This window comes from Sorangium sp. So ce1335 (genome assembly GCF_051521615.1).
Taxonomy (GTDB): domain Bacteria; phylum Myxococcota_A; class Polyangia; order Polyangiales; family Polyangiaceae; genus Sorangium.
Window position 1 is genome coordinate 10068962 of the sequence record NZ_CP150363.1, and the last position, 26644, is coordinate 10095605.

The window sequence follows — 26644 nt, forward strand, 5'->3', positions numbered from 1 at the left end:
CGCGGCCCCGCCGCCCTCGCCCCGCCGCGGCCCTGTCCCGCCCCGCCGCGGCCCTCCTCCGCCGCGGCCCTCCTCCGCCGCGGCCCTGCCCGCCGTGGGCCCTGCCCGCCGTGGGCCCTGCCCGCCGCGCCCCTGCCCGCCGCGCCCCTGCCCGCCGCGCCCCTCCCCTGCCCCGCTGCGGCCCTCCCCTGCCCCGCTGCGGCCCCCGGCAGCCCCGGCAGGCTCCGGTGCAGGCACGGCCGTTCCTCGCGGCGGAGCGGCAAACGCGCAAGGAGGCTCACCGAGGTGGCGGCCGACCCGGCTCGTCGATCTCCTGCCCCGGGCCCTCAATCGCGCAGCGCGCGCCGCGTTGCGCCTTCATGGCCCGGGCAACCCGTGGTAACGCTTGGCGGCGCCGCCGATGTGCGGCATCCGACATGGGAAAGAACCTTCTCGTCATCAATGTGGACATCCGCGAGACACGCGTCGCGCTGATCGAAAACGGGATCATCGCTGAGCTGCATCTCGAGCGGGAGAGCTCCAAGGGGACGCTCGGAAACATCTACCTCGGCAAGGTCAGCCGCGTTTTGCCCGGGATGCAGGCCGCGTTCATCGACGTGGGGCTCGAGCGAGCCGCCTTCCTGCACGTCGAGGATCTCATCCGGCCCGACGACTTCGAGGCGTACCTGGCCGGGCATCGCCGCCCTGCCGAGGAGGAACGCGCCTCCTCGCGCGGCCGCGCCGCGCGCGCCAGCGAGGCGCCCGGGCCGGAAGAAAGCGAGGTGCACGAGCTCGCCGGCGCGGAGGCCGCGCCCGAGAGCCCAGGCGCAGCCGCCGAGCACCACGGGGCGCACGAGGGCGCGGACTTCGGGGCCGAGGAAGGGTTCGAGGCCGAAGGCGCGCTCGAAGCGGACGGCTCGCTGGAAGACTCGGGCGAAGAAACGAGCGAAGAGGCGGGCGAGGAGACGAGCGACGTCCCGATCAACCTGCCCACGGCGCTCGACGTGCTCGAGAGCCCGTCCGGACAGGCGTTCGCCGGCGTCGGGTCGATGGTGGCGCTCGACGAGGCCGACGACGGTCCGGAGCTGGAACCGGAGATCGACGGCGAGCCCGAGCGGGACAGCGCGGAGGAGGACGACGACGACGAGGAGCTCGTCGCGCCCGGCGGCGGCAGCGACGCCGACGAGGCGAGCGCCGACGACGCGGGGCCGGACGTGGCGAGCTCCGAGGAAGACGACGAGCTCGACGCGCCCACCTACGACGTCGAGCCTGCCTCGCCGCAGCCGGAGGAAGCCGCCGACGTGTGGGGCGCCGCCGCGGAGCGCCCGGAGGCGCCGAGCGACGCCGCGGAGGGCGAGGCGGCCGAGGCGCATGCGGGAAGCGCGTCGGACGCGCACGCCGGCGCGTGGCCTGCCCGGTCCGAGGAGACCGCAACGGCGGCCGTCGAGGCGGGCGCGCCGGAAGCCGCGGGCGACGAGGTGCCGCCGGCGGCGCGGGCGCGCAGCGGGCGCACGCGCGGCCGGCGGGACGCTCGGGTGCGCCGGTCGGGGCGGACGCGCGATCGGCGCGCCAACCTGGATGGCGGGACCGCCGCGCCGGAGGGGGCGTCCCCCGCGGAAGCCCGCGAGACGCCGCGCGAAGGCCGCGAGACGCCGCGCGAAGGGCGCGAAGGCCGCGAGACGCCGCGCGAGGGACGCGCGGGGCGCGAGACGCCGCGCGAAGGCCGCGAGGGCCGCGAGACGCCGCGCGAAGGCCGCGAGGGCCGCGAGACGCCGCGCGAAGGCCGCGAGGGGCGCGAGACGCCGCGCGAAGGCCGCGAGGGCCGCGAGACGCCGCGCGAGGGACGCGACCGGGGCGGACGGGGGCAGCAGGGCGGACGCGAGGGACGCGACCGGGGCGGGCGCGACCAGCGGGCGCGCGAGCGCGGGCGCGACCAGCCGCGCGACGGCAAGGGCAAGGGCGCCGCGCGCGGCCAGCAGGGCGCGCGCACCTGGCAGAACGAGCCGCCGCGCATCTCGAAGTCGACCCCGATCCGCGAGGTCGTCCGCGAGGGGCAGGAGGTCATCGTCCAGATCTCGAAGGAGCCGATCGGGACCAAGGGCGCCCGGGTCACGAGCCACATCTCGCTGCCCGGCCGCTACGTCGTGTACCTCCCGACGGTCGATCACATCGGGATCTCCAAGCGCATCGGCTCGGAGAAGGAGCGCTCCCGGCTGCGGGAGGCGATCGAGGCGATGAAGCCCCCGCAGGGCGGGCTCATCGTGCGCACCCTCGCCGAGGGCCTCACGAAGAAGCAGCTCAAGGCCGACGTCGGCTACCTCGTGCGCCTCTGGGGCGAGGTCGCGAAGAAGCGCGAGAGCGGCGTGCGGGCGCCGGCGGTGCTCTACACCGAGCTCGATCTCGTGCTGAAGACGGCCCGCGACCTCTTCACCGACGACATCGAGAAGATCGTGATCGACGACCGCGAGGAGTACATCCGGCTGCGGCGCTTCGTCGAGATGTTCATGCCCGAGCGCGCCGACGCGGTGGAGCTCTACGAGGGGACGGAGCCGATCTTCGACGCGTACGGGATCGAGGACGAGATCCAGCGCGCGCTGTCGCGCAAGGTCCCGCTCCCGTCGGGCGGGCACCTGATCATCGATCAGGCCGAGGCGCTCACCGCGATCGACGTGAACACGGGGCGGTTCGTCGGCAAGGGCTCGAAGGATCTCGAGGAGACGATCCTGACCACGAACCTGGAGGCGGTCGAGGAGATCGCCTATCAGCTCCGGTTCCGCAACATCGGCGGGCTGATCATCCTCGACCTCATCGACATGGAGCGCGCCCAGAACCGGGAGAAGGTGCGGCGCCGCCTCGAGGAGCTGCTCGCCAGGGACAAGGCGAAGACCACGCTGAACCGGATCTCCGATCTGGGCCTCATCGAGATGACCCGGAAGCGCACGCGCGAGAGCCTCGGGCGCACGATCCTCGAGCCGTGCTTCTACTGCGACGGGACGGGCCAGCTCCAGTCCAAGCAGACCGTCGCCTACGAGATCCTGAGGCAGATACGGCGCGAGCGGATGAACCTGCCCGGCTACTCGGTCGTGGTGAACGCGCATCCGGCGGTGATCGACCTGCTGAAGAACGACGAGCGCATCGCCGTGCAGGAGGCGGAGCGGCTGTTCCAGCGCCGGATCGATCTCGTGCCCCGAAAGGAGTACCACCTCGAGCAGTTCGATCTGCAAGGCAGGTAAGGCGCCATGGCGGACGATCAGGGTTCTCCGGAGAGCAGCGAGAGCGAGTCGTTGAAGACGGGACGCAGGGAAGAGCGCGTCACCATCAACAAGGAGTTCGAGTCGTATGACGCGTTCATCAACGAGTACGTGACGAACATCTCCCGGACCGGCGTGTTCGTGCGGTCGAAGACGCCGCTCGCCGTCGGGACGAAGGTGAACCTCCGGTTCACCGTGATCATGGATGACATCGAGACGATCGAGGGCGTCGGCGAGGTCGTGCGCGTGCACGACGATCCGCAGGGGATGGGGGTCGTCTTCACCGAGCTGTCGAGCTACTCGCAAGGGCTCATCGACAAGCTCCTGACGAGCCAGGGGCACCGCACCCCGAAGGACTAGGCAGGGCGCTTCGGCGATGTTCACCGGGCTTGTCGAGACGATCGGGATCCTCCGTCGCAGGAGCGGCGGCCCCGTGGCCCGCGCGCTCATCGAGGCGAGCCTCGGGCCGCTGACGCTCGGCGAGTCCGTGAGCGTCAACGGCGCCTGCCTCACCGTCGACCGCATCGCGCCCGGCGGGTTCGAGTGCGACATGTCCTCGGAGACCCTCGGCCGCACGACGCTCGGTGGGCTGCCGGTCGGCGCGCGCGTCCACCTCGAGCGGGCGACGCCGCTCGGCGCGCGCATGGGCGGTCACGTGGTCCTGGGACACGTCGACGGGCTCGGCCGCGTGAGAGAGCAGGGGCGATCCGGCGACGCGATCCGCCTCGCGGTGAGCGCGCCGACAGAGCTCGCGCGGTTCCTGGCTCCCAAGGGCTCGATCGCCATCGACGGCGCGAGCCTCACGCTCAACGCCGTGTCCACGGCGGGCGCGGCGGAGACGTGGTTCGAGGTGATGCTGGTCCCGCACACCATCGAGCGGACGCTCCTCGGCGAGCTCCGACCCGGCGCGACCGTCAACCTTGAAGTCGACGTGCTCGCGCGCTACGTCGCGCGGACGCTCGAGGTCGCGTCGCTCGCTGGCCTGCGGAGCCTCTCGCACCGAGAGACACGCGACGGCGACGCCGCTGTCCAGCGCGACGCAGAGCGTGGAAATACGGGAGAGAATGCGGATCACGACGAACGACTCCTCGCAAAGCTGCGCGCGGGGGGATTCTGGTGAGGCCCTGTCCGCCTCGAGCGGCAAGCTCGGCCAGGACATGACCTCCGGGGGTCCGATGCCTCACCGGCTGACCATCGACAAGGCGGTGCTCGATCGCGTCAACACCGCGCTGGACCACATCCGCGCCGGCAAGATGGTGATCCTCGTCGACGACGAGGATCGCGAGAACGAGGGCGACCTCTGCATGGCGGCGGAGGCGGTGACCCCGGAGGCGATCAACTTCATGGCGATGCACGGGCGCGGCCTCATCTGCCTCGCCCTCGACGAGGAGCAGGTCGCGCGCCTCGAGCTGCCGATGATGTCGGCGCCGGGGCGGAACGGGCCGCCGCTCGGCACCGCCTTCACCGTGAGCATCGAGGCGCGAACCGGGGTGACGACCGGGATCAGCGCCGCCGATCGGGCGCACACGATCCGGGTCGCGTGCGCGCGCGACGCCAGCCCCGAGGACCTCGTGACGCCGGGGCACGTCTTTCCGCTGAAGGCGCGCCGCGGGGGCGTGCTCGTGCGGACGGGGCAGACCGAGGGGTCCGTGGACCTCGCGCGGCTCGCCGGGCTGCGGCCCGCGGGCGTGATCTGCGAGATCATGAACGACGACGGCAGCATGGCCCGCATGCCGGACCTCGAGGTGTTCGCCGCGAAGCACGGCCTGCTGATCGTGACGGTCGCGGACCTCATCCAGTACCGGCTCCAGACCGAGCGGCTGGTCCGCCGCGTGAGCGAGCGGACGCTGCGGCTCGACCTCACGGGCACGGAGTGGACCGCCTACGTTTACGAGGTCATCAACGAGCCACGGCAGTTCCTCGCGCTGACCAAGGGCGTCGTCGCGACGCAGGAGCCGATCCTCTGCCGCGTGCACTCCGGCTCGACCGTCGCGGACCTCTTCAGCTCGACGCCCTTCGACGGCGGCACGAACCTGCGCGAGGCGCTCCTCGCGATCGAGCACGCCGGCGTCGGCGTGGTCATCTACATCCCCCCGCGAGGGGACCTGAGCCGCGAGCTGGAGCTCTTGAAGGGCCCGGGCCCCGACGACACGGGCCCCGTGGTGAAGACGCAGCAGCCGTGGACGCTGCGGGAGTTCGGCCTCGGCGCGCAGGTCCTGGCGGACCTCGGGGTGCACCAGATCCGGCTGCTCACGAACAGCCAGCCGAAGATCGCGGGGATCACCGGGTTCGGGCTCACCGTGGCCGAGCGCGTGCCGCTCGTCTCGATGAAGGGCGAGGCCTGAGGCGCGGGCGCGCATGCGCTCATGCAAGCGCACGTGAGCGCGTGGTAAAGGACGCCGGGACGCGATCGCGACCCCAGCGACCGCGCACCCGCGCGGCAGGAGAGAGGAACGTCGGATGGCAGAGCAGGCGGTCGGGCAGGCACAGGCGAGGGTGATCGAAGGCAACCTGGTGGTCCCGCCGGGGGCGCGCTTCGCGGTCGTCGCGAGCCGCTTCAACCACTTCATCGTCGACCGCCTGGTCGAGGGAGCGCTCGACGCCATCGCGCGGCACGGCGGCGCGCTCGAGCGGACGTCGATCGTGCGCGTCCCGGGCGCGTGGGAGATGCCCACCGTCGTGGGGCGGCTCGCGCACAAGAAGAGCGTCGACGCGATCATCACCCTGGGCGCGGTGATCCGGGGCTCCACGCCGCATTTCGATTATGTGGCGGCCGAGGTCACGAAGGGGATCGCGACGGTGTCGCTCCAGACCGGGGTGCCCGTCACGTTCGGGGTCCTGACGACCGACTCGATCGAGCAGGCGATCGAGCGGGCGGGCACGAAGCATGGCAATAAGGGGTGGGAGGCCGCCGTCAGCGCGATCGAGATGCTCGCGCTCGGCGCGGCGCTGGACGCTGCTGGCCTGTAGACGAAGGTTGTGAGAGATGGGTGCGCGCTCGACCGGCCGCGAAGCGGCCTTGCAGATGCTGTTCGCGTTGGAAGCTGGCGGGAACCCGGCGTCGCGCGTCGTCGCGACCTTCTGGCGCGAGACCCCGGGTGACCCGGAGGGGCGCGACTACGCGGACGAGGTGGTGCGCGGCGTCGCGAAGGACCTCGCGGCCGTGGACGAGGCGATCCGCAAGGCGAGCACGAACTGGCGCCTGGAGCGGATGGCGCGGGTCGACCGGAACGTCCTCCGGCTCGGCGCGTGGGAGCTCATGAACCACCCGGAGGTGCCGCGCGCGGTCATCCTCGACGAGGCGGTCGAGCTCGCCAAGCGCTACGGCAGCGAGGAGAGCGGCGCCTTCGTGAACGGCGTGCTCGACCGGGTCGCCGAGAACCTCGGCCGCGTCGATCGGGATCGCTGAGCGCGCCGAGCGCCGCGACACGCGGCGCGCGCTCACCGCGGCCGCGCGCTCACCACGCGGCGCTCGGGCTCACCACTTCAGCCAGGCGACCGTGACGCCGTCGCCGCCCTCGCTGGGGCCGCCCGGGCGGAGGCGCGCCACGTAGGGGCTCGATCGCAGCGCCTCGCGGACGGCGTCGCGAAGGGCGCCCGTGCCGTGCCCGTGGACGAAGAACGTGACCCGGCGGCCCGCGCCGAGCGAGCGGTCGAGGAACTGCTCGGCCATCGCGACCGCCTCGTGCGCGCGCAGGCCCCGCAGGTCGACCGTGTTGTCCGCCGTCTGGATCGGGACGTCCGGATCCGCCGCGGCGTCGAGGTCGACGCGGCGCTGCTGCGGCGGCGCCGCGGCGGCCGGCGGCGCGCCGGTGCCGCGCAGCTCGGCGATCGAGGTCGTGAGCTTGAGCGCGCCGGCGGCGACCCGGAGCTGGCCGCCGGAGAGGACCTCGACCACCTCGGCCTCGGCCCGCAGGCGGGGCACGTAGACGCGGGTGCCGACGCGGATGGCGGCCGCGTCGACCGCGGGCCGCGCCGGCGGCTCGTCCTTCGGGCGAAGCTCGAGCTCGCCGCCGATCGACGTCTTCTGCCCGACCGCGTCCATGACGCGCGCGGCCGCCCGCACGTCCTCCTCGGAGGGCTTGCCGCGCAGGCGCGACTGCGCCGCCTTGAGGTCCTCGCGCGCGCGCCGCAGGCTGGCGAGCAGCGCCTCGCCCTCGCGCGTGAGCACGCCGCGCTCCTTCTCCCGGAGCCGCCCGATCTCGCTGTCGAGCTCGCGCCGCTTCGAGCGGGCGGCGGCCGCCTCGCGCTCCGCGTCCTCGCGCGCGAGCTCGAGCGCGCGGCGCTCGGCCGAGAGCTTCTCGACCATCTGCTCGAAGGTGACCGCCTCCTTCGTGAGGAAGCGCTCGGCCCGCTCGAGGACGGCCGCCGGGATACCGAACCGCCGCGCGACCGCGAGCGCGCTCGAGGCGCCCGGCACGCCGATGACGAGCCGGAAGGTCGGGGCCATGGTAGCGAGATCGAAGCCGACCGAGGCGTTCTCGAAGCGAGGATCGCCGAGCGCGAGCGCCTTCAGGCCCTCGTAGTGCGTGGTGCAGACGACGGTGCCGCCGCGCGCGCAGAGCGAGTCGAGCACGGCCGCGGCGAGCGCCTCTCCCTCGCGCGGATCGGTGCCGCCGGCGAGCTCGTCGAGCAGGACGAGGGCCCCGGGGCGCGTCTCGGCGAGGATCTGCCCCAGGTTCTGCACGTGCGCGCTGAAGGTCGACAGGTTCTTGTGGAGGTTCTGGTCGTCGCCGACGTCGGTCAGCACGACGTCGAACAGCGCGACGCGCGAGCCCTCCCGCGCCGCGACCGGCAGGCCGGCGCGGACCATCAGCGCCGCGAGCCCGAGCGTCTTCAGGGCCACGGTCTTGCCGCCAGCGTTCGGGCCGGAGACGATCATCGCGCGGCCTGCGCTCATCGAGACGTCGCTCGGGACCACCTTCACGCCGTCGAGCGCGAGGAGCGGGTGGCGGCCGGCGATGAGCTCGATCGAGGGCGGGCGCGGCGCGCCGTCCGAGGCGCCTCGATCGGCGAAGGCGTCCTCCGGGACGTCCGGGAAGGTGAGGTCGAGGTCGCGCGCGAGGCGCGCGGCGGCGGCCCGCACGTCGGCGTGGGCCAGCGCGCGGGCGGCGGCGGCGACGCTCTCGATGTCCTCGGCGACGCGGGCGGTGAGCGCGGCGTAGATGGCCTGCTCCTCGCGCGCGACCTCGGCGTCGACCATCTTCATCCGGTTGCCCGTCTCGACGAGCACCCGGGGCTCGACGAACACGGTGGCGCCGCTCGCGCTGGTCGCGTGGACGATGCCCGGGAAGCGCTCGTGCGCGTCGGTGCGGACCGGGAGCACGTAGCGCCCGTCGCGCTCGGTCCAGTAGCGGTCCTGGAGGATGTCCTCGTGCTTCTGGATGAGGTCCTCGAGGCGGCGGACGAGCCTGTCGCGCACGGCGCGCCGCTCGGCGCGGAGCTCCTCTAGCCGGGGCGAGGCGCGGTCCGAGAGCGTGCCGTCCGGATCGAAGGCCGCCGCGAGCTCGCGCGCGACGGCGTCGAGCTCCGGGTTCGTCGCGCACGCGGCGAAGAGCGTGGGCGCGATCTGCCGCCGGCTCTGCAGGTACTGGCGCGACGTGCGCGCGGCCTCGAGCAGGCCGAGCACGGCGCGGAGCTCCTCGTTCGCGAGCGAGGCGCCGATGCGCGCCCGGTCGAGCGCGTCCTCGAGCTCCGCGACGTCGCGCGACGGCAGCGGCTCCCCGGCCCGGGCGAGCTCGAACGCCTCGCGCACCTCCGCGAGCATCGTGAGCGCCTCGGCGCGCGTGGACGCGAACGGCAGGGCCCGGGCGAGCCGCTTGCCGGCGCGCGACGCGCAGCGCTCGGCGAGCGCCTCGAGGATGCGGTCCCACTCCAGGTCGGCGCGGGTCTTTGTCGGACAGGGATCTGCGAAGGGCCCTTCGGGGTTGTATTCCATCACGCTTCGGTTGGATCGCGGGCCACGCCGCCGGCCCCGCTCGGCATCGGGTTCTGCTCCTTCTCGAGGTAGCGGAAGATGGTGCGCGGGTCGACGCCGAGGTCGCGGGCCGTCTGCGTGCGGTTGCCGTTGTTGCGCTCGAGCGCCTCCAGCACGTACCGCCGCTGGAACTCCTCCTTCGCCTTCTCGAGCGGCATGATCGCCGTCTCGGCGCCGGGGCCGAGGTCGAGGTCCTCCACGCCGAGGAGCGCCTGGTCGCAGAGGACGAGCGCCTTCTTGATGCGGTTCTCGAGCTGCCGGATGTTGCCGGGCCACGAGTACTTCTTGATGGCGGCGAGCGCGGCCGGGCTGAAGCCGCGCACGGGGCTGCCGAGCTCGTCCGCGTACTTCGAGAGCAGCACCTTGGCGATGATCAGCACGTCGTCGCCCCGCTCGCGGAGCGGCGGGAGCCACAGGTTCACGACGTTGAGCCGGTAGTAGAGGTCCTCCCGGAAGTTGCCGGTGCGGATCTCCTCCTCGAGGTTGCGGTTCGTCGCCGCGACGATGCGGATGTCGACCTTCTCGGGCTTCGAGTCGCCGACGCGGAAGACGACCCGCTCCTGGAGGGCGCGGAGGAGCTTCACCTGGAGGTTCAGCGGGAGCTCGCCGATCTCGTCGAGGAACAGCGTGCCCTTGTCGGCGATCTGGAACTTGCCGGGGCGGTTCGCGATGGCGCCGGTGAACGCCCCCTTCACGTGGCCGAAGAGCTCGCTCTCGATGAGGTTCTCGGGGATCGCGCCGCAGTTGATGGTGATGAAGGGGCCGCCCTCGCGCTGGCTGCGCCGGTGCAGCTCCCGCGCGATGAGCTCCTTGCCCGTCCCCGTCTCGCCGGTGATGAGCACGCTGATGTCGGTCGCCGCGACCTTCTGGAGCTTGCGGAACACCTCGACCATGGACGGGCAGGCGCCGATGATCTCGCCGAACTTCTTGTCGTGCAGCTCCGCGACGAGCTTCGCCTTGTCGGCCCGGAGGGCGTTCAGGAGCATCGCGTTCTGGAGGATGAGCGAGGCCTGGGACGCGAAGATGCTGAGCAGGTCGAGCTGGGCGCGGTCGAAGAGGTGCTTGATCTTGTCGTTGCCGACGTAGAGCGCGCCGATGATCTGGCCCTGCGACAGGAGCGGCGCGCACATCACGCTGGACAGCTTCATCGCGATGACGCTGTCGCTCCGGCCGAACAGCGTGTCGGCGAGCGCGTCGGAGACGATGACGGGGCGGCCCGTGGCGATGACCTGCCGCACGATGCTGTCCGAGATGCCCCCGGCCGCGTCGGTGATCGCCTCCTTGCGGACGTTGCGCGACGCGCGCACCGCGAGCTTGCGGTCGCCGCCCGCCGCCTTCGCCAGCGTGCCCCCGCGCACCGCGGTGTCGGCCGCCGCCTCCGCGCCCTCCAGCAGCAGCAAGAACCCCTTGTCGGCGTGGGTCAGCTCGATGACGTCGTCGAGCATCGCCTCGAGGAGCTCGTCGACGCTGCGCCGGTTGATGAGCTTCTCGCTGAAGGCGAACAGCTTGCGGACGCCGGCGAGCTCGGACGAGACCTGAGGCGACGCGGTCCGCTCATCCCCGTCGTCGCCCGCCGGGAGCCGCTCGTGGGCGGGCGGCGCCTCGGCGAACATCGAGAACCCGATCTCGACCGCGCCGAGCTGGAGGCGGTCGCCGTGCACGAGGCGGGCGCGCCGCTTCTTCTTGCCGTTGATCGCGATCTCGCCGTCGCGCTCGCACTCCTCGAGCACGAAATCGCGCCCGTCGAACACGATCTGCGCGTGATGCTCCAGCACCCCGGCCCCCGCGACCGCGACGTCGTTTCCGAGCGCCTTGCCGATCGTCGTGACGGGCTTGTGGACGCAGTACAGGCGTGGCGCGCCCTCGGAGACAAAATACTTCAGGGTCGGCATCGGCAGGAGCATAGCAGGCGCGCCGCGGCCCCACGCAGCCGTGTTGCCCGGCGCACCGCGGCCTACCAGAGCTCTCCCAGGACGACCGCGGCCACGCCGCCGTGGTAGGGCACGAGGCTGCCGCCGAGCACGCGCGCGAACGCCGGGTCGCGGCGATCCTCCTCGCCCGCGGCGACGTCGCCGCTGCGGTCGGGCGAGCCGAGGAACAGGGCGCCCGCCACGATGCCGAGGGTGCCCGCCGCGCCCTGGGCGATGAGGCCGCGGCGCGGGTCGTGGTCGCTGCCGATGTACGCGAGGTAGATGGGCAACGACACGACCGTGCCGATGCCGAGGCCGCCCCACATCCACGCGAGCTGGTTCCACGAGGGCGTCCAGGCGGCGGACAGGCCGACAGCGCCCGCGGTCGCGACGTTGAACCCGATGAGGCCCCCGAGCGAGATGCTGTCGTTCGACTCGCCCCAGCTTCCATTGCTGGCGGCGGCGCCGAACTCGCTGCCGATGATCGAGCCCCACACGGCGGCCGAGGCGAGGAGCATGTTGGTCTGCGGCTTGGGCCGGAGCAGGTAGTAGAACCCGAGGCCCGCCGCGCCGCCGACGGTCGAGCCGATCACCTCGGCGGTCGCGAGCCCGAGGAAACCCCACTCCTTGCCCTCCGGCGCGGAGACGTACTGGTAGGAAGCGATGCCGAGCCCCTGGCCCGCGCCGATCACCATGCCCGTGGCGATCGCCGAGGGCAGGCCGCGCGGCATCGGCGGCGAGTCGAGGAAGTAGACGCCCACGGGCGCCGCGACGCCGAGGAGCGCGGGCGCGATGAACTGCAAGCCGGGATCCTCGATGCCGACGAGCGCGTCGAACCAGATGCCGGTCCCGACGCCGTAGGCCACGGACGTGGCGTAGAGGTAGCCGACCTCGAGCGGCGTCGACTTCGGCTGCGTCTTCTTCTGCGGGTACGCGTAGCCGCCGTACGGGCCGGGGGGCTGGCCGTACGGCGCCCCGTACGCGCCGCCGTACTGGCCCCCGTACGCGCCGCCGGGCTGGCCGCCGTAGGGCGGCGCGCCGTACTGGGCCGAGGCCGTCCAGGCGACGCTCGACACGAGGAGCGCGGAGAGGAGACTCACGAGAGGTCGTGTGTTCATCGCGCCGCCACTTTACACGCTCGCGCATGGCGCGGCGCGCGCGCCGCGCGAGAAAGCGCCTTCCCCCGACAGGGCTCCGCGCCTCACTCCTTCGTGAGGGCGCGGGTCATCAGGTCGACGACGGCCTGCTGCGGCGGCTTTCCCTCGTAGAGCATCCGGTACACCTCGACCGCGATCGGCGCGCTCACGTTCAGCTTGTTCGCGAGCTCGTACGCGCTCTTCGCCGTCTTCACCCCCTCGGCGACGTGGCCGAGGCCCGCGAGGATCTCGTCGAGCTTCCGTCCCCTGCCCATCTCGATCCCGACGGTGCGGTTGCGCGACAGCTCGCCCGTGCACGTGAGCACGAGATCGCCCATCCCGGAGAGCCCCGCCAGCGTGAGCAGGTTCGCGCCCTTGGCCGCCGCCATGCGGGCCATCTCCGCGAGGCCGCGCGTGATGAGGCCGGCGCGCGCGTTGTGGCCGAGGCCGAGGCCGTCGGAGATGCCGGCCGCGATGGCGACGACGTTCTTGAGGGCGCCGCCCACCTCCACGCCCACGACGTCATCGGACGAGTAGACCCGGAACCTGTCGGTGGCGAGCATCCGCTGCACCGCGTGCGTCTCGCGCTCGCTCCTGCCCGCGACGACCACCGTGGTCGGCTGGCCGGCCGCGACCTCGCGCGCGAAGCTCGGGCCCGACAGGTACGTGAGCCGCGGCTCGACGTCGCGCCCGAGCTCGTCGACGAGCACCTCGCTCATCAGCATCAGCGAGTCGTTCTCGATGCCCTTCGTCGCGCTGCAGACGAGCGCGCCCTGCGGGACGTGGCGGCCGGCCTCGCGGACCACCTCGCGCAGCGCGTGCGATGGCACGACGAGGAGCGCGAGCTCCGCGCCGCGGAGCGCGTCCTCGAGGTCGCTCGTCGCGCGCAGGCTCGCGGGCAGCGACACGCCCGGCAGATACCGGTGGTTCTGCCGCTCGCCCTCGATGCGCTCGGCGAGCTCCCCCTGGTGCGCCCACAGCGCGGTGGGGTTGCCCTTGTCCGCCAGCAGCTTCGCCAGCGCGGTGCCCCACGCGCCGGCCCCGATCACCGCGACGTTCGCCATGGCGGCGACCCTACCACCACCCGCGCGCCGGACCGAAAGCGACGTGCCCCGCGCGGCGCGACGCGGCGCGCCGCTCGATCCGCCGGTGTTTCGATTATGCTGCGCCCATGCTCTTCCGCTCTGTCGCGCTGCGCGCGGCCGGCCTCGCGCTCTGCCTCACCCTGCTCGGGACGGTGTGCGGCGCGTGCGGCCAGGGCGCGCTCGGCGTCATGCCGGGCGTCGTGAACGATCCGGGGAACCTGTCCCTCCGCAGGGCCATCCTGTCCTTCGCGACGAGCCAGCTCTGCAGCGAGATGCGCAAGCGGAGCGTGCCGCTGCGCCTGCGCGACGACGACCCCGTGACGGGCCGGTTCTACCCGGGCTCGTGCGTCGCCCAGGAGCTCGCGAACGGTAACCTCTTCCTCCAGTTCGGGGGCAGCGGCTTCATCTGGACGAACCTGACGAAGCGCATGACCTTCGACGCGAGCGCCGCCGTCGAGTACGAGCACGACTTCCTGATGGATGGGGACACGATGTACGTGTACTTCCGTCAGCGCTCGACCACGGCGGCGAGCTTCACGACGAGGCTCATCGAGCAGCCCGCCGCCATCTCGCTCGGCGGCGTGTCGCTCGCGCAGGGCAGCGCGTACGCGAACGCGCTCGGCGCGCAGCTCGTGAAGACCGAGCTCGCCCGCGGCTTCACGGTGATCCGCGACGACGACGGCGCCGTGCAGTTCGGGCTCGGCATCGTCGAGAAGGGGCAGCGGCCCCGCGCCCCGTACGAGCGCCGCGACAACGGCAAGCTGCTCCTGGCGAACGAGCGGACCGAGGTGCACCAGGAGCAGCGCGACTACATCGGCCCGCTGGAGATCACGGGCAGCGGCGAGGCGATGACGCTCACGATCGCCGTCGACGGGGCGCCCGGCGTCGACGTGATCCTCGTGTCGCGGGGCAGCGGGGAGCAGTGGCTCCAGGCATACCTGACGCAGCCGGCGCCGGCGCCGCTCACGGCGGCGCCCCTGCTGGACGAGCCCGTGTACTCGGGCGCCCCGTGGCGGCGGACGGTGCCGCTGCCCGAGGGGCAGTACTACCTGGTCATCGACAACACGAGCGCCGCGGGGCGGACGCAGCCGACGACGTACGCCCGCGACGACCGGGCCGCCCTCGTGAGCTACGCCGTCGAGGTTGGGGACGCGCCGTGAGGACCGACGCCTGGGGCGCGCCGTGACGGGGCTGCGCGGACTGCGTGGACAATGTGGATGCCGGCGACGGACCGCGCGTCGGCCCCCGCGCGTGCGCACTTGCCGCGGCGGGGGTCGACGTATACATAAGCTCTCTCTTGCCGCCGCGACCCGATGATCAACCCCAGAGCGTACCGTCGGTCGCGGCCAATCGGCCCACGAGCTCGGAGCTCGGATCCTCGATGAGGGGAAGCGCGAACCCGGAGCCCCGCGTCAGCGCGGCAAAGCCGGCCGGAGGCGCGGACCCGCGCTCGGCCGGCAGCTCTCCTCCTCCTCCAGGAGGCAGGGACGGCCGCCTGCTGCGCTTCCTGTTCCACCTCGTGTGGATCTGCCTCGTGCCCTTCGCGCTCGCGGTCGTGAACGTCTGGCTGCTCACGCCATCGTCCCCCGGGGAGAGCTCCCAGCCGCTCCGCGTCTTCGTCGGCGAGCAGCAGATCCCGGCCGGCATCGTGCTGTTCACGATCTTCGCGATGATCCTCTGGCGGTTCCGCCACGACCTGCCGTTCGCGTCGGCGATCGGGGTCGGCGGCCGCCGGGACATCCCGCCGAAGGCGCGCGCCCGCTTCGAGGACGCCGCCGCGCTCCTGGAGGAGGCCCACCGCATCCTCCGCAGCCGCAAGCGCGAGGTCGAGCGCGAGCTGACGAGCGGCGAGCGCGAGCAGGTGGCGCAGGCGATCGCGGCGCTCGAGCGCGCGATGAGCGCCGAGACGTTCGACGCCGACGAGTTCGACGCCGCCCACAGCCGCGCCGATCGCGCGGTCGGCGAGCACCTCGGCCGCTGGCGCAAGGGCGAGATGCGCGAGTACGCGGAGTCGATCGGCATCGCCGTCGCCGTCGCGCTCATCCTGCGCGCCTTCGTCGTCGAGGCGTTCAAGATCCCGAGCGGCTCGATGATCCCGACCCTCATGGTCGGCGACCACATCTTCGTCAGCAAGTTCACCTACGGTCCGCTCATCCCGTGGACCGACCAGCGCCTCTTCTCCCGCCTGCCGCCGGCGCGCGGCGACGTGATGGTGTTCAAGTTCCCCGAGAACAAGGAGCAGGACTTCATCAAGCGGGTGATCGCCGTCCCGGGCGACACGCTGGAGGTGATCAACGGCCGGCCCATCCTCAACGGCTGGCTCGTCCCGCACTGCCACGTCGGCCCGTACCGCTACGAGGGGCGCCAGGCGGAGCTGTTCCTCGAGTACCTCGGGGACAGGTCGTACTTCACGCTCTACGACACGAACCCCGACAAGACGATGTGCGTCGACAGCGAGGACTGCACGCTGCCGCTGAGCTGTCGCGCCGGCGTGTGCGGCCTGCCTCGCGGCCCCTTCAAGGTGGCCCAGGACGAGGTGTGGGTGATGGGCGACAACCGCGACAACAGCCACGACTCGCGCGAGTGGCGCGGCAAGCTCGGCGCCGGCGTGCCCTTCGAGAACATCAAGGGGCGCGCGATGTTCGTGTGGATGAGCCTCGGGCCGGGCGGCGGCTTCGCGCACGATCGGCTGTTCGTGAACGTGATGGGCCGCCCGAAGCTGCCCGGCGCCCACGAGGCGGCCCTGCAAGAAGGCCTCGACAAGTGCCTGCGCGAGCGGCCGCCCGTCTCCGAGACGACCCCGCCGCCGGCGCCCGCGCGCGCGTCGACGAAGCGCTGATCAGCCCGCTGCGCGCTGCGCGACGGCCCCGGGTCGACCTGCGGCCCTTTGTTGGCCAGCACGCACGCCGGGTGCGCTCCCCGTGGTGCTCGTGTACGGTGCCCTCGCCTCGCGGCCGATGTAGCGAGTCCCCGGCCCGTGGCGACGGAGGCGACGATGGCACGTGCGGTCGAGATGTGGAGCCTGGTGCTCGCGGGCAGCTTGCTCGCCGGAGCGGGGTGCAGCAGGGAGGAAGCCTCGACGACGAGCGCAGCGGCTTCGGCCACGGCGCCCCCGGTGGCGCCCGCAACGCCGGACCTCGCGGGGTACGTGGCCACGTACCCGACCATGGAGCCCCAGCCGGGGCGCCGGCGCCTGCTGCAGCAGTTCCCCGTGTACCAGGCGGCGGACGCCACGTCGAAGGAGCTCGCGCGGCTCGATAACGGCGCGATCGTCGACCTCAAGGCGAGCTACCAGGACTGGATGCTCGTCGCCTTCCAGAGCGGAGGTCAGCCCGCGCTGGGGTGGATCGCGCTCAAGGCCGACGACAGCCGCGCGACGACAGCGACCGACGCCGAGGCGCGCCCGGCGCCCGCTGCGGTCGCCAGGACGGGCGACGCGGGCGCCCCGACCGGCGCGGCCGCGACCGGCGCCGACGCGGGGACGACCGGCGCGGGGACGACCGGCGCGGGCGCCGGCGCCGACGCAGGGACGACCGGCGCGGGTGCCGGCGCCGACGCAGGGACGACCGGCACGGGCGCCGGCGCCGACGCGGGGACGACCGGCACGGGCGCCGACGCGGGCGCGGCGGACGGTGGCACGGGGCGGCGCAAGATCGAGCTGAAGAGGCCGATAGAGCTGAAGAAGTGAACAGCCCGAGCGCAATTTTCTGATGGGCGCTCGCTCGTTCACGCGCCACGCTACATGCGCCTGAGGCGCCCGTGCGCCGGCTCGGCGCGCCTCGAACCCCGAACAGGAGCCAGGTGCATGAGCGACACGATGTGGGCGCTGACGTACAACCGCGAGAAGCAACCGTGGGAGTCCACCGTCGGGCTGTCCAGGGACGAGGTCGAGCGCCCAGCCATCAACGAGGCGAAGGACTACCACGATCGCGCGAGCGTCCTCGTGAAGCCGATCATGACGGGCTTCTGTGGCTCCGATCGCGGCATCTGGTTCCGCACCGCCTTCAAGGACATGATCTTCGGGTCGCTCGACCGCGACCGGAAGGCGACGCGCACGATCGGCCACGAGCTGCTCGGCCGCGTCGTCGACCTCGGGACGGACGCGCGGCGGACCTTCGGGCTGGAGGTCGGCGACATCGTCTCGACCGAGAGCCACATCGCCTGCGGCGCCTGCTATCAGTGCCGCATCGGCGACACGCACGTGTGCGCCGACGACAAGATCATCGGCATCAGCGAGGACGGCTGCTTCGCCGAGCTCGTGAAGCTGCCCGCGAAGAACCTGTGGCGCACCGACATCGCCCGGATCCGGCCCGAGGTCGCCGCGGTGCAGGAGCCGTTCGGCAACGCGGTGCACGCGTGCACCAAGGTGAACCTCCGCGGCAAGCGCGTGGCCATCTTCGGCTGCGGCACGATCGGCCTGTTCGCCGTCGCGATCGCGCGCGCGATGGGGGCCATCTACATCATCGGCGTGGAGCCGGCGGAGCGGAACGCGGAGATGGCCCGCCGCCTCGGCGCCGACGTGGTCCTGCGCCCGCACAAGGCGAGCCCCGAGCGGCCCCACGCGAGCGATCCCGAGCTGACCGAGCGCGTGCGGAAGCTGACCGACGGCGTCGGCGTGGACGTCGTGCTCGAGATGAGCGGCGTGAACAGCAGCGTCAACAACGCGATCCACGCGGCGAGGCGCGGGGGCGACGTCATCCTCTTCGGCCTGAAGAGCGGCGACGCGGTGATCGAGAACTTCGACCGCCTCATCGTGGACGGCATCAGCCTCCACAGCGTGATCGGTCGCCGCATCTTCGAGACGTGGCACATCACGCGCCACCTGCTCGAGTCGCGCGACCCGAACATCCACGACCTCATCTGGGAGGTCATCCTGAACCGGGGCCAGGGGACGGTGTTCGACTTCGAGGACTACGATCCGGCGACCTTCCAGGAGGCGATCTCGAGCCACCCGAAGGTGATCATCCGGTACTGATCCGATCAGCTCACGTCAGCCCACGACGCCGAGCTGCCGGCCGACCTTGCGGAAGGCATCGATCGCCTGATCGATGTGCGCCGGCTCGTGCGCGGCGGAGAGCTGGACCCGGATGCGGGCCTCGCCCTTCGGCACGACGGGGTACGAGAAGCCGATCACGTAGATGCCCTCGGCGAGCAGCGCCTTCGCCATCTCGTTCGCGAGCCGCGCCTCGCCCAGCATGATCGGCACGATCGGGTGGATGCCCGGCTTGATGGTGAACCCGGCCTGCGTCATCCCCTGGCGGAACCGGCGCGCGTTCTCCATCACCCGCTCGCGCAGCGAGGGCTCCGCGTCGATGAGGTCGAACACGGCGATCGAGGCGCCGGCGATCGCCGGGGCGAGCGTGTTGGAGAAGAGGTACGGCCGCGATCGCTGCCGGAGCAGGTCGACGATCTCCTGCCGGCCGGTCGTGAAGCCGCCGCTCGCCCCGCCGAGCGCCTTGCCCAGGGTCGAGGTGATCACGTCGACGCGGTGCATGACGCCACAGAGCTCCGCGGTGCCGCGCCCCGTCGGGCCGATGAAGCCCGTCGCGTGCGAGTCGTCGACCATCACCATCGCGCGGTACTTGTCGGCGAGGTCGCAGATGGTGTCGAGCTTCGCGAGGTAGCCGTCCATCGAGAACACGCCGTCGGTGGCGATGAGCCGGAGCCGCTTGCTCGCCGTCTTGCGCAGGAGGTCCTCGAGCGCGGCCATGTCCCCGTTCGGGTAGCGGTGCCGCTCGGCCTTGCAGAGGCGGATGCCGTCGATGATCGACGCGTGGTTCAGCGCGTCCGAGATGACGGCGTCCTCCTCGCCGAGGAGCGTCTCGAAGAGGCCTCCGTTCGCGTCGAAGCAGGACGAGTAGAGGATCGCGTCCTCGGCGCCGAAGAAGCGGGCGATCCTGGACTCGAGCCGCCGGTGGAGGTCCTGCGTCCCGCAGATGAACCGGACGCTCGAGAGGCCGAAGCCGTGCGAGTCGATCGCCTCCTTCGCCGCGGCGATGACGGCCAGGTTCGACGAGAGGCCGAGGTAGTTGTTCGCGCAGAAGTTGAGGACCTCGGCGCCGCCCTCGGTCCGGATCGCCGGCCCCTGGGGCGTCGCGAGGATCCGCTCTTCCTTGTAGAGCCCCGCCGCGCGGATGTCCTCCAGCGCCCGTGCGTACAGTGACCGAGCGACATCGAACATGGATGTCTTTATAAAACGGGGCAGTCGGCCGGTCGACGGGGGATGGGTGTCCGGCCCGGCCGTGCAGCGTCGGTCCCAGGCCTGATCGCCGGCGGGCGCCGCCGGACGCGGGAGCCAGGATGCGCGCGGCTTTCTTCGCGCGAGGCGCGGGCGCGGCCTACTCGATCCGGGAGGGCCATGGCACAACGGGTCGCGTCCGGCCGCGCGCTGCGTGCGAGATCCCGCGCGGCGCGGCGCGGCCAGACGAGCGGGAGGCGCGGGCCGCGCGCGCCGCGAGCGGCGCCGCCGGGGAGGAGCAGGCATGACGGAAGCCAGGGGGGACTTCCGGCGGAGCGCCGGTGTGCTGTGCGCTGTCGCGTCGCTCGCGGCCGCCGCGGGCAACCCGGGTTGCAGCCGCGCGAAGGACGCGCCTGGACAGACCGTCGCGAGCTCCGCCGGCGGCACGGGGGGCGCCACCGCGGCGAGCGGGACGGGCGGCGGGGGCGGCGCGGGGGGCGACGCTCCGTATGCGATCGCGCCGCTCGCCCCGGCGATGGCGCTCGACGCGACGCCGGACGCCGGCGCGGCGTACGTGTACTTCACCGGCGTCGACGCGGGCGGCAGGGCGGGCGTGTTCCGGGTCAGCGCGCGCGGCGGGGCGAGCGCCGCCGCGATCGCGGCCGGTCCGCCGCTCGTCGCGCCGCTCGGGATCGCGGCGAGCGCGGGCGGCGGCCGCGTCTTCGTGGCCGATCCGGGCGCGGGCAGCTCGGCGCTCGACGACGCGGGCGCGCTCTTCGCGATCGAGCTGCCCGGCGGCGCCCTCGCGCCGATCCGCGGCGGCGAGGGGCATGCAGCGCGGGGCCTCGAGGTCGTGCGCGGCGCGGACGGCGAGGAGCAGCTCGTGTTCTCCGGGCGCGATCGCGAGGACGGCCAGCCCGGCGTGTTCTTCCTGCCGGCGGGCGGCGGCGAGGCCAGGGCGATCGCGAAGGGGAGCCCGCTCGTCGACCCGAGCGGCGTCGCGATCGCGGGCGGGGGCGACGTCTTCGTCTGCGACACGCTCGCGGGCCCCGACGGCGCGGCGACCATCTTCAGGATCGAGGACGGCTTCGTGAGCCCGTTCGCGACCGGGCTCCGCGCCGGCTACCCGTGCGGCCTTTCGCTGACGCGCGACGACGCGGCGCTGCTCGTGCTCACCCGCGACGCGACCCGGGGCGCCGCCGAGGTGGTGCGGATCGAGCTTTCGTCCGGGGCGCGCTCGACGGTGGCGACCGGCGCGGCGGGGCACGGCGAGCCCGGCGGGCTGCACCGGGCGAAGGCCGCCGACGTCTTCGCGTTCGTCGAGCACGGGGCAAAGGAGCAGGACTCGGTGTTCCTGCTCAGCCAGTGAGCCGCAGAGGAGCGATGGGAGGACCCGCACGCATGATCCACCGACCGTCGCGCGCCGCCGCCGCCTTCGCGGCGTCGGTCGCGCTCAGCGCACCCGGCCTTGCTGCTGCGTCGAGCCACCGCGAAGCGCCGGCCATCGCGAGGGACCCGGCCGCCGACAACACCGACCTGTACGCGTGGGTGCAGGGAGGGAACCTCGTCATCCTCGCGAGCTACATCCCGCTCGAGGAGCCCGCCGGCGGGCCGAACTTCCACGGCTTCTCGGACGAGGTGCTCTACGAGGTGCACATCGCGCGCGGGCCGTCGAGCCTCGAGGACGCGCTGACCTACCAGGTCCGGTTCTCGACGACGCCGTACCGGGCGGCGGATCCGGCCGGGCTCACCCCGGCGCCGAGCGGCGGCAACGAGTTCTTCTCGCAGCTCTCGGGCGCGGAGCAGACGTACACGATCACGAAGGTCGAGGGCGGCGCGTCGACCGTCGTCCTGGCGGACGCGCCGGTCGCGCCGCCGAACATCGGGCGGCGGACGAACCAGCTCGCGTACCAGATCTCCGGCGGCGGCTACCCGGCCTTCGCCACGTCGTCGAAGTTCCTCAAGCAGATGGCCGGCGGCGAGGGGCGCGCCTGGGCCGGGCCGCGCGACGACGGCTTCTACGCGGACCTCGGCCACGGGTTCGACCTCGCGGGGCTGTGCCCGCTCCTCGCGGCGCCGAACCCGCCGTGCACCCCGCGCGACAACCTCGCGGGCTACAACGTCCACACGCTCGCGCTCGAGATCCCGCTCGCCGTGGTCAACGGCGGGTCGGAGCCGACGCCGGGGCCGAGCGACCAGCAGACGCTCGGCATCTGGGCCTCGGCGAGCCGCCGCAAGGTGCGGATCCTGCGCGCGAACGGCACGGAAGACGGGCTCGGTCCCTGGGTCCAGGTGTCGCGCGTCGGCCTGCCGCTCATCAACACGTGGATCATCGGCCTGCAGGACAAGGACAAGTACAACCGGGCGCACCCGCGCGACGATCTCGCCAACTTCGGCCCCTACTTCCTGAACCCGATCCTGGTGCGCGACGCCGAGTTCGCCGGCCTGTACCGGGCCGGCCAGCCGCTCGCCGCCTTCGATCCCGAGGCGCTGAAGCAGAACCGGACGGACCTCATCGACACGTTCAACCTGAAGCCCGCGAGCCTCGGGGGGCACAACCTGGAGACCGTGGGCGACGTGCTCCGGATCGATCTGGGCATGCCGTCGGGATTTCCGAACGGTCGCGCGCTGATCGCGGGCGCGGACCGCGAGCAGACGGACGTCACCGATGCCCTGCTCACGCTGATCCTGACCGGCGCGGCCGGCACGACGGCGGGCGACGGGGTCGCGGCGAACGACGCGCGGTTCCTCCCGGGCTTCCCCTACCTGGCGACGGCCTGGGAGGGCGCGACCCAGGGGCATTTCAGGCCCTGAGCCGGCGGGCGAGACGCGGGACGAGCTGCGGCAGGAGAGCTGCGGCAGGAGAGCTGCGGCAGGAGAGCTGCGGCGGCGCGCGGTCCGCCGGTCACCGCGCCGCGCAGCGCTTCCCGCACACGCCGGCCGCGCCGCCCGGGGCCGCCGCGCGCCCGCCGGGACGCACGCACGCGGCGCGGCACTCGCCGTCGCGCGTGCAGGCCTCGCCCTCGGCCTTCAGGGCCGCGCAGCGCCCGTCCGCGCAGCGCGCGCCGGGTGCGCAGAGCCCGCCGAGGCAGGCGGCGCCGGCGGGAGGGAGCGGCGCGTCGCTGCAGCGCCCGTCGATGCAGCGGCGGCCCCGCCCGCAGGCGGCGTGGGCCTCGCAGCGGCCGCCGAGCGGGACGTCGTCCGCGCACGCGCGCCCGGCGCAGTGGCCGCGGCACTCGGGGTGCGCGTCGGCGTGGCGCGTCTGGCGGGTGACCGCGGCCAGCGCGTCGACGGAGAGGCCGCAGGGGCCCGTGGCGCGCGGGACGCGGCAGATCCCGGCGTCGGTCGGGCCGGCGCCGTCGCAGCGCAGCCCGTCCACGCACTCGAGCGACGAGCGGCACCGCGCCCCCTCGGGGAGCGCGCCGCGCACGATCCCCTCGCACGCGGGCGGAACCGGGGCGGCGATCGGGGCGACCCAGTCGCACCCCTCGAGCGATCTCTCCATCGCCTCGACGCACCGGGCGACGTCCTCGGGCGCGAGCGTCACCGCCTTCGCGCGCGCCGCGGAGCTCAGCGCGCGCGCACACTCCGCCGCGGCGTGAAAGCCGGCGGCGCCGCCGCAGCACGCCGCCTTGCGCCGCGCGGGCAGCGCGTGCAGCGCCTCGCACAGCCGCGCCGCGAGCGGCTCCGGCGCGCCGTCGGCCCTCGGGTAGACCGGGGCGATCGCGTCGCCGGCCGGAGCGTCGCCGGCGGATGCTGGCGAGGACGCCGCGGTCGCGCCGGGCGCCGCGGTCGCGCCGGCGTCCCCGCCGGGCGCCGCGGTCGCGCCGGTGTCCGACGAGCTCCGCTGCGCGCGCGCGCACGCCGCGCCGAGCTCCAGGAGCAGCGCCGCGGCGCAGAGCCGCCGCACGCGGGTGCCATCCGTCGAGACAGGCAATGCGATCCCCTCCGCGCTGCGCGCCGCTGCTCTTCGAGCGATCCGCTGGAGCGGCGAGCTTGCCGGCGCAGACCGACGCGGCAAGCTCTTTCGCGCTCGGATCGCGCACGCAACCCCTCGGCGGGGCGCACGGCGCGCCCCGGGCGGAGCTCCAGCGCGCCAGGAGGTCATCGCTCCGATGCTGCGACGAACGGGTTTCCTCTTCGCCTGCGCTGCCCTGAGCGGAAGCCCCGGCTGCACGGAACGATCGCGCGCCGAGGCCGGCCCGTCCGCGCCCGCGGCCCCGGCGTCGACCGCGCGCGTGGCCCCGGCGTCGACCGCGCGCGCCGACGAGTCGCCGGCGCCCCCGGCCCTCGACGAGGCGCGCCGGCTCGCGCTCGCGGCCCCGCCGGGCGCGAGCGCCGTGGACCGCGAGATCGCGGCGCTCTCGCGGCGGCTCGAGAGAGCGCCCGGGGGCGCCGAGCTCTGGAGCGCGCTGGGCCACGCGTGGATCCGGAAGGCGCGCGCCTCGGGCGACGCGTCGCTCTACGCCCGCGCGGGCGCGTGCGCGGACATCGCGCTCGCGCTTTCGGAGGGCGATCGCGCGTCGCTCAACCTGCGCGGCCTCGTGCTGCTCCACGACCGCCGGTTCGCCGAGGCGCGCGACGCCGCCGAGCAGGTCCTCGCGCGGGACGAGGGCGACGCGCTCGCGCTCGGCACGCTCAGCGACGCCGCGCTCGAGCTCGGCCTCTTCCAGGCGGCGGCCGCGGCGGCGCAGCGGATGGTCGATCTGCGGCCCGGCCTGCCGTCCTACGCGCGGGCCGCGCACCTGCGCTGGCTCCAGGGCGACGCGGTGGCCGCGCAGCGGATCATCCGCCTCGCGATCGACGCCGGCGACCCGCGCGAGCCCGAGGCGCTCGCGTGGACGCTCACGCAGGCGGCGACGATGCTCTGGCACGAGGGCGACAACGAGGCCGCGGACCAGGTCTTCTCGCGCGCGCTCGCCGTGCAGGGCGAGTATCCGCCTGCGCTCGCCGGCAGGGCGCGCGTCGCGCTGGCGCGCGGCGCGTGGGGGCGCGCCGTCGATCTCCTCGAGCGGGCCCACCGGCAGAGCCCGGAGCCGGCGACCGCGTGGCTGCTCGGCGACGCCAGGACGGCCGCAGGCGACCGCGCCGGCGCGGCGCAGGCCTACGCCAGCGTCGTCGACGCCGGGCGCCGGTCGGACCGCCGGACGCTCGCGCTGTACTACGCGACGAAGGACCTGGAGCGCGACGAGGCGCTGCGGCTCGCCGAAGCGGAGCGCGCCGTCCGCGCCGACATCACGACCGAGGACGCGCACGCCTGGGCGCTGTACCGCGCCGGCAGGCTGACCGAGGCGCGCGTCGCGAGCGACAGGGCACTTTCGCTCGGCACCCGGGACGCGCGCCTGCTCTACCACGCGGGCGCGATCCGCATCACGCTGGGGGACCTGAAGGAAGGTGAGCGGCTCGTGCGGGCAGCGCTGGCGCTGAACCCCGGCTTCGACATGACGGGCGCCGCCGAGGCCGCGCAGCTCCTCGCGCGGAGCGAGCGCCCGCTCGGCTCAGCCCGCTGACGGGACCGCGGGGAGAGGCTCGCGAACCGGCGTGGATGGCTGAGCCCGCACGCCGCACCGGTACGGGCCTATGGGTCGTATTTCACCGTCGACGGGACCACCATCGGTGGAGGCGCGATCGCCGGCTGCGAGGGCGCGGGCGGGGGCACGTCGGGGTCCTCCGAGCCAGGCTGGCTCCTGGGCGACTGGAGCTCCCGGAGCCGGGCGGGAGCGGGCTCGACGGCGGTGGGGGCATCTTCCGTGGGCTCTGCGGTCGCGGCGGGGGGGACGCTCACCGCGGGCGGAGGAGGGACGAACATCCGTGGTACGCGGATGGAGCGGGCGATCGACGCGACCTCCGGGAAGCTCGTGGCCATCCGCTCGACAAACGCCGCACGGGCCGCATCATCCGGGGCGCTCGCCGAGGCCTTCGCGACGCGCAGCGCCGACCAGAGCTCGTAGTACCAGGCGGAGAGGGAGGCATGCGCTTCCAGCAGGTCACGAATGGTATCCTCGGAAACGATGATGTTCTTGCCCATGGGCGAGAGGATACATGACCGAGCGGCGCCTCCCACCTGGTTCGAGCGGCCCAACACCCGACGATGCGACGCCGGGACGCGACGCCACGAGCGCGGCGTCCGGCGCTCTCGACAGCGCTGAGCCGCCGGGCGGCGCCCCCGCGCCGCTCAGGATCATCACCTATAACGTCCGCTACTTCGGGCACGGCACGCGGGGCATCGCGTCGACCAGCGCGGCGATCACGCGGATCGCGACGACGCTGGCGCGGCTGTCGCCGCTGCCCGATCTCGTGTGCCTCCAGGAGGTCGAGACGCAGTCGCTGCGCTCGTCGACGATGAACCCGCGGTGGCACCCCGAGGAGACGCAGCTCGATCGCCTGATGACCGAGCTGCACGCGGCGCTGGCGCACCGGGAGCGGCGCGAGCGCTACGTCGCCTACTACTTCCCCGCGCACACCTACCGGCTCACATCGCGGACGAACATCTACACGACCGGGCTGGCGGTGATCGCGCGCGACACGTTCCGCATCGGGCACCACAACGCGGAGCGCCCGCACGACATCACCCACCGGCGGAGGGTCAAGAGCCTGAAGCAGACGCGCATCTGCGCGCACGTGTCGTTCGAGCACGAGAGCGGGCAGAGCTTCGATGTGTTCAACACGCACCTCAGCCTGCCGAGCGTGTTCTCGCGCGAGTTCTGGACCGGCGAGGCGCGGATGGGGTTCGGGACGAACCAGCTCGAGGAGGCGCGGGTGCTCGCCGACTTCGTCCGCCGCGAGCGGCGGAGCGACAACTTCGTCGTGGTCGGCGATTTCAACTCGCTGCCGGGCTCGCCTGTCGATCGCTTCCTGCGCGAGGAGATCGGCTTCGTGGACGCGTTCGCCAAGGTGCGCAGCCTCTCCGAGAGCGAGGCGCGCGCCTTCCCGACGGCCGGCTTCATGAACCTGCGCATGCACCTCGACCACGTGTACTCGTCCGAGCGGCTCCAGTGGCTCGACTTCACGGGCACGCAGCCGTTCGGGCACAAGGGCGACTTCGCCGGGCTGTCGGATCACGTCCCCTTGATCGCGCGCTGCCGCCTGCCGGGCAGCTCGCGCTGACCGCCGCGCCCGGGCCGACGC

Annotated in this window: 21 protein-coding genes; 14 read left to right on the forward strand and 7 right to left on the reverse strand. The window is 73.4% G+C overall.

Annotated elements, in window-relative coordinates; genetic code table 11:
• Positions 1 to 416: 416 nt before the first annotated feature.
• From WMF24_RS37600 to nusB, 6 genes are all read left to right on the forward strand, one after another.
• The gene (locus WMF24_RS37600; RefSeq protein WP_437732270.1) at positions 417 to 3212 is read left to right on the forward strand and encodes an Rne/Rng family ribonuclease; all 2796 of its coding nucleotides are present in this window, start codon (positions 417 to 419) and stop codon (positions 3210 to 3212) included.
• Positions 3213 to 3218: 6 nt separating this feature from the next.
• Positions 3219 to 3590, forward strand: a complete 372-nt coding sequence (locus tag WMF24_RS37605; RefSeq protein ID WP_437732271.1) for a PilZ domain-containing protein — start codon at positions 3219 to 3221, stop codon at positions 3588 to 3590.
• Positions 3591 to 3606: 16 nt separating this feature from the next.
• Positions 3607 to 4350: a riboflavin synthase gene (locus tag WMF24_RS37610; RefSeq protein WP_437732272.1), complete on the forward strand. Its 744-nt coding sequence runs from the start codon at positions 3607 to 3609 to the stop codon at positions 4348 to 4350.
• Between the two features lie 55 nt (positions 4351 to 4405).
• Positions 4406 to 5575, forward strand: a complete 1170-nt coding sequence (ribB, locus tag WMF24_RS37615) for a 3,4-dihydroxy-2-butanone-4-phosphate synthase (RefSeq protein WP_437732273.1) — start codon at positions 4406 to 4408, stop codon at positions 5573 to 5575.
• Positions 5576 to 5690: 115 nt separating this feature from the next.
• Positions 5691 to 6200, forward strand: coding sequence for a 6,7-dimethyl-8-ribityllumazine synthase (ribH, locus tag WMF24_RS37620; protein WP_437732274.1), 510 nt, complete (start codon positions 5691 to 5693; stop codon positions 6198 to 6200).
• A gap of 16 nt (positions 6201 to 6216) precedes the next feature.
• Entirely contained in the window at positions 6217 to 6639 is a 423-nt protein-coding gene (gene nusB / locus WMF24_RS37625; protein WP_437732275.1) for a transcription antitermination factor NusB, read from the forward strand.
• Positions 6640 to 6708: 69 nt separating this feature from the next.
• Here nusB and WMF24_RS37630 read toward each other — a convergent pair whose 3' ends face one another.
• The 4 genes from WMF24_RS37630 to WMF24_RS37645 form a co-directional block, all read right to left on the reverse strand.
• On the reverse strand, positions 6709 to 9168 hold the full coding sequence (locus tag WMF24_RS37630) for an endonuclease MutS2 (RefSeq protein WP_437732276.1): 2460 nt from the start codon (positions 9166 to 9168) through the stop codon (positions 6709 to 6711).
• Positions 9168 to 11111 carry a sigma 54-interacting transcriptional regulator gene (locus tag WMF24_RS37635; protein WP_437732277.1) on the reverse strand — a complete coding sequence of 648 codons (1944 nt, stop codon included), beginning with the start codon at positions 11109 to 11111 and terminating at the stop codon, positions 9168 to 9170. The genes WMF24_RS37630 and WMF24_RS37635 overlap by 1 nt, the downstream gene beginning before the upstream one ends.
• Before the next feature lie 50 nt (positions 11112 to 11161).
• A complete protein-coding gene (locus tag WMF24_RS37640) occupies positions 11162 to 12235 on the reverse strand; it encodes a hypothetical protein (protein ID WP_437732278.1) in 1074 nt (357 codons plus the stop codon).
• A gap of 83 nt (positions 12236 to 12318) precedes the next feature.
• Entirely contained in the window at positions 12319 to 13317 is a 999-nt protein-coding gene (locus WMF24_RS37645; RefSeq protein WP_437732279.1) for an NAD(P)H-dependent glycerol-3-phosphate dehydrogenase, read from the reverse strand.
• A 107-nt stretch (positions 13318 to 13424) separates the two neighbouring features.
• Here WMF24_RS37645 and WMF24_RS37650 point away from each other — a divergent pair, with 107 nt between their 5' ends.
• From WMF24_RS37650 to WMF24_RS37665, 4 genes are all read left to right on the forward strand, one after another.
• Positions 13425 to 14498 (forward strand): hypothetical protein, encoded by a 1074-nt coding sequence (locus WMF24_RS37650; protein WP_437732280.1) that lies wholly within the window; start codon positions 13425 to 13427, stop codon positions 14496 to 14498.
• Positions 14499 to 14719: 221 nt separating this feature from the next.
• Positions 14720 to 16177, forward strand: a complete 1458-nt coding sequence (gene lepB / locus WMF24_RS37655) for a signal peptidase I (protein ID WP_437732281.1) — start codon at positions 14720 to 14722, stop codon at positions 16175 to 16177.
• 156 nt (positions 16178 to 16333) lie between these two features.
• Positions 16334 to 17026 carry a hypothetical protein gene (locus WMF24_RS37660; RefSeq protein WP_437732282.1) on the forward strand — a complete coding sequence of 231 codons (693 nt, stop codon included), beginning with the start codon at positions 16334 to 16336 and terminating at the stop codon, positions 17024 to 17026.
• A gap of 117 nt (positions 17027 to 17143) precedes the next feature.
• A complete protein-coding gene (locus WMF24_RS37665) occupies positions 17144 to 18313 on the forward strand; it encodes a zinc-binding dehydrogenase (protein WP_437732283.1) in 1170 nt (389 codons plus the stop codon).
• 15 nt (positions 18314 to 18328) lie between these two features.
• On the opposite strand, the gene kbl is transcribed toward WMF24_RS37665, so the two are convergent.
• Entirely contained in the window at positions 18329 to 19519 is a 1191-nt protein-coding gene (gene kbl, locus WMF24_RS37670) for a glycine C-acetyltransferase (protein ID WP_437732284.1), read from the reverse strand.
• A 301-nt stretch (positions 19520 to 19820) separates the two neighbouring features.
• Between kbl and WMF24_RS37675 the strand changes: the two genes are divergently transcribed.
• Together WMF24_RS37675 and WMF24_RS37680 are read left to right on the forward strand one after the other, a co-directional pair.
• Complete coding sequence (locus WMF24_RS37675; protein WP_437732285.1) at positions 19821 to 20885, forward strand: hypothetical protein; 1065 nt, start codon at positions 19821 to 19823, stop codon at positions 20883 to 20885.
• A gap of 32 nt (positions 20886 to 20917) precedes the next feature.
• Positions 20918 to 22330, forward strand: coding sequence for a DUF4331 domain-containing protein (locus WMF24_RS37680; RefSeq protein ID WP_437732286.1), 1413 nt, complete (start codon positions 20918 to 20920; stop codon positions 22328 to 22330).
• A 91-nt stretch (positions 22331 to 22421) separates the two neighbouring features.
• Here WMF24_RS37680 and WMF24_RS37685 read toward each other — a convergent pair whose 3' ends face one another.
• Positions 22422 to 23453: a hypothetical protein gene (locus tag WMF24_RS37685; protein WP_437732287.1), complete on the reverse strand. Its 1032-nt coding sequence runs from the start codon at positions 23451 to 23453 to the stop codon at positions 22422 to 22424.
• Between the two features lie 178 nt (positions 23454 to 23631).
• Between WMF24_RS37685 and WMF24_RS37690 the strand changes: the two genes are divergently transcribed.
• On the forward strand, positions 23632 to 25026 hold the full coding sequence (locus WMF24_RS37690; RefSeq protein WP_437732288.1) for a hypothetical protein: 1395 nt from the start codon (positions 23632 to 23634) through the stop codon (positions 25024 to 25026).
• Positions 25027 to 25094: 68 nt separating this feature from the next.
• Here WMF24_RS37690 and WMF24_RS37695 read toward each other — a convergent pair whose 3' ends face one another.
• The gene (locus WMF24_RS37695) at positions 25095 to 25544 is read right to left on the reverse strand and encodes a hypothetical protein (protein ID WP_437732289.1); all 450 of its coding nucleotides are present in this window, start codon (positions 25542 to 25544) and stop codon (positions 25095 to 25097) included.
• Between the two features lie 14 nt (positions 25545 to 25558).
• On the opposite strand from WMF24_RS37695, the gene WMF24_RS37700 reads away from it, so the two are divergent.
• Positions 25559 to 26623 (forward strand): endonuclease/exonuclease/phosphatase family protein, encoded by a 1065-nt coding sequence (locus WMF24_RS37700; protein WP_437732290.1) that lies wholly within the window; start codon positions 25559 to 25561, stop codon positions 26621 to 26623.
• Positions 26624 to 26644 lie beyond the last annotated feature (21 nt).

What these genes read in the sequence shown, in the direction of transcription:
- WMF24_RS37600 (WP_437732270.1), top strand. Translation starts at nt 417, where the DNA reads ATGGGAAAGAACCTTCTCGTCATCAATGTGGACATCCGCGAGACACGC.
- WMF24_RS37605 (WP_437732271.1), top strand. Translation starts at nt 3,219, where the DNA reads ATGGCGGACGATCAGGGTTCTCCGGAGAGCAGCGAGAGCGAGTCGTTG.
- WMF24_RS37610 (WP_437732272.1), top strand. Translation starts at nt 3,607, where the DNA reads ATGTTCACCGGGCTTGTCGAGACGATCGGGATCCTCCGTCGCAGGAGC.
- ribB (WP_437732273.1), top strand. Translation starts at nt 4,406, where the DNA reads ATGCCTCACCGGCTGACCATCGACAAGGCGGTGCTCGATCGCGTCAAC.
- ribH (WP_437732274.1), top strand. Translation starts at nt 5,691, where the DNA reads ATGGCAGAGCAGGCGGTCGGGCAGGCACAGGCGAGGGTGATCGAAGGC.
- nusB (WP_437732275.1), top strand. Translation starts at nt 6,217, where the DNA reads ATGGGTGCGCGCTCGACCGGCCGCGAAGCGGCCTTGCAGATGCTGTTC.
- WMF24_RS37630 (WP_437732276.1), bottom strand. Translation starts at nt 9,168, where the DNA reads ATGGAATACAACCCCGAAGGGCCCTTCGCAGATCCCTGTCCGACAAAG.
- WMF24_RS37635 (WP_437732277.1), bottom strand. Translation starts at nt 11,111, where the DNA reads ATGCTCCTGCCGATGCCGACCCTGAAGTATTTTGTCTCCGAGGGCGCG.
- WMF24_RS37640 (WP_437732278.1), bottom strand. Translation starts at nt 12,235, where the DNA reads ATGAACACACGACCTCTCGTGAGTCTCCTCTCCGCGCTCCTCGTGTCG.
- WMF24_RS37645 (WP_437732279.1), bottom strand. Translation starts at nt 13,317, where the DNA reads ATGGCGAACGTCGCGGTGATCGGGGCCGGCGCGTGGGGCACCGCGCTG.
- WMF24_RS37650 (WP_437732280.1), top strand. Translation starts at nt 13,425, where the DNA reads ATGCTCTTCCGCTCTGTCGCGCTGCGCGCGGCCGGCCTCGCGCTCTGC.
- lepB (WP_437732281.1), top strand. Translation starts at nt 14,720, where the DNA reads ATGAGGGGAAGCGCGAACCCGGAGCCCCGCGTCAGCGCGGCAAAGCCG.
- WMF24_RS37660 (WP_437732282.1), top strand. Translation starts at nt 16,334, where the DNA reads ATGGCACGTGCGGTCGAGATGTGGAGCCTGGTGCTCGCGGGCAGCTTG.
- WMF24_RS37665 (WP_437732283.1), top strand. Translation starts at nt 17,144, where the DNA reads ATGAGCGACACGATGTGGGCGCTGACGTACAACCGCGAGAAGCAACCG.
- kbl (WP_437732284.1), bottom strand. Translation starts at nt 19,519, where the DNA reads ATGTTCGATGTCGCTCGGTCACTGTACGCACGGGCGCTGGAGGACATC.
- WMF24_RS37675 (WP_437732285.1), top strand. Translation starts at nt 19,821, where the DNA reads ATGACGGAAGCCAGGGGGGACTTCCGGCGGAGCGCCGGTGTGCTGTGC.
- WMF24_RS37680 (WP_437732286.1), top strand. Translation starts at nt 20,918, where the DNA reads ATGATCCACCGACCGTCGCGCGCCGCCGCCGCCTTCGCGGCGTCGGTC.
- WMF24_RS37690 (WP_437732288.1), top strand. Translation starts at nt 23,632, where the DNA reads ATGCTGCGACGAACGGGTTTCCTCTTCGCCTGCGCTGCCCTGAGCGGA.
- WMF24_RS37695 (WP_437732289.1), bottom strand. Translation starts at nt 25,544, where the DNA reads ATGGGCAAGAACATCATCGTTTCCGAGGATACCATTCGTGACCTGCTG.
- WMF24_RS37700 (WP_437732290.1), top strand. Translation starts at nt 25,559, where the DNA reads ATGACCGAGCGGCGCCTCCCACCTGGTTCGAGCGGCCCAACACCCGAC.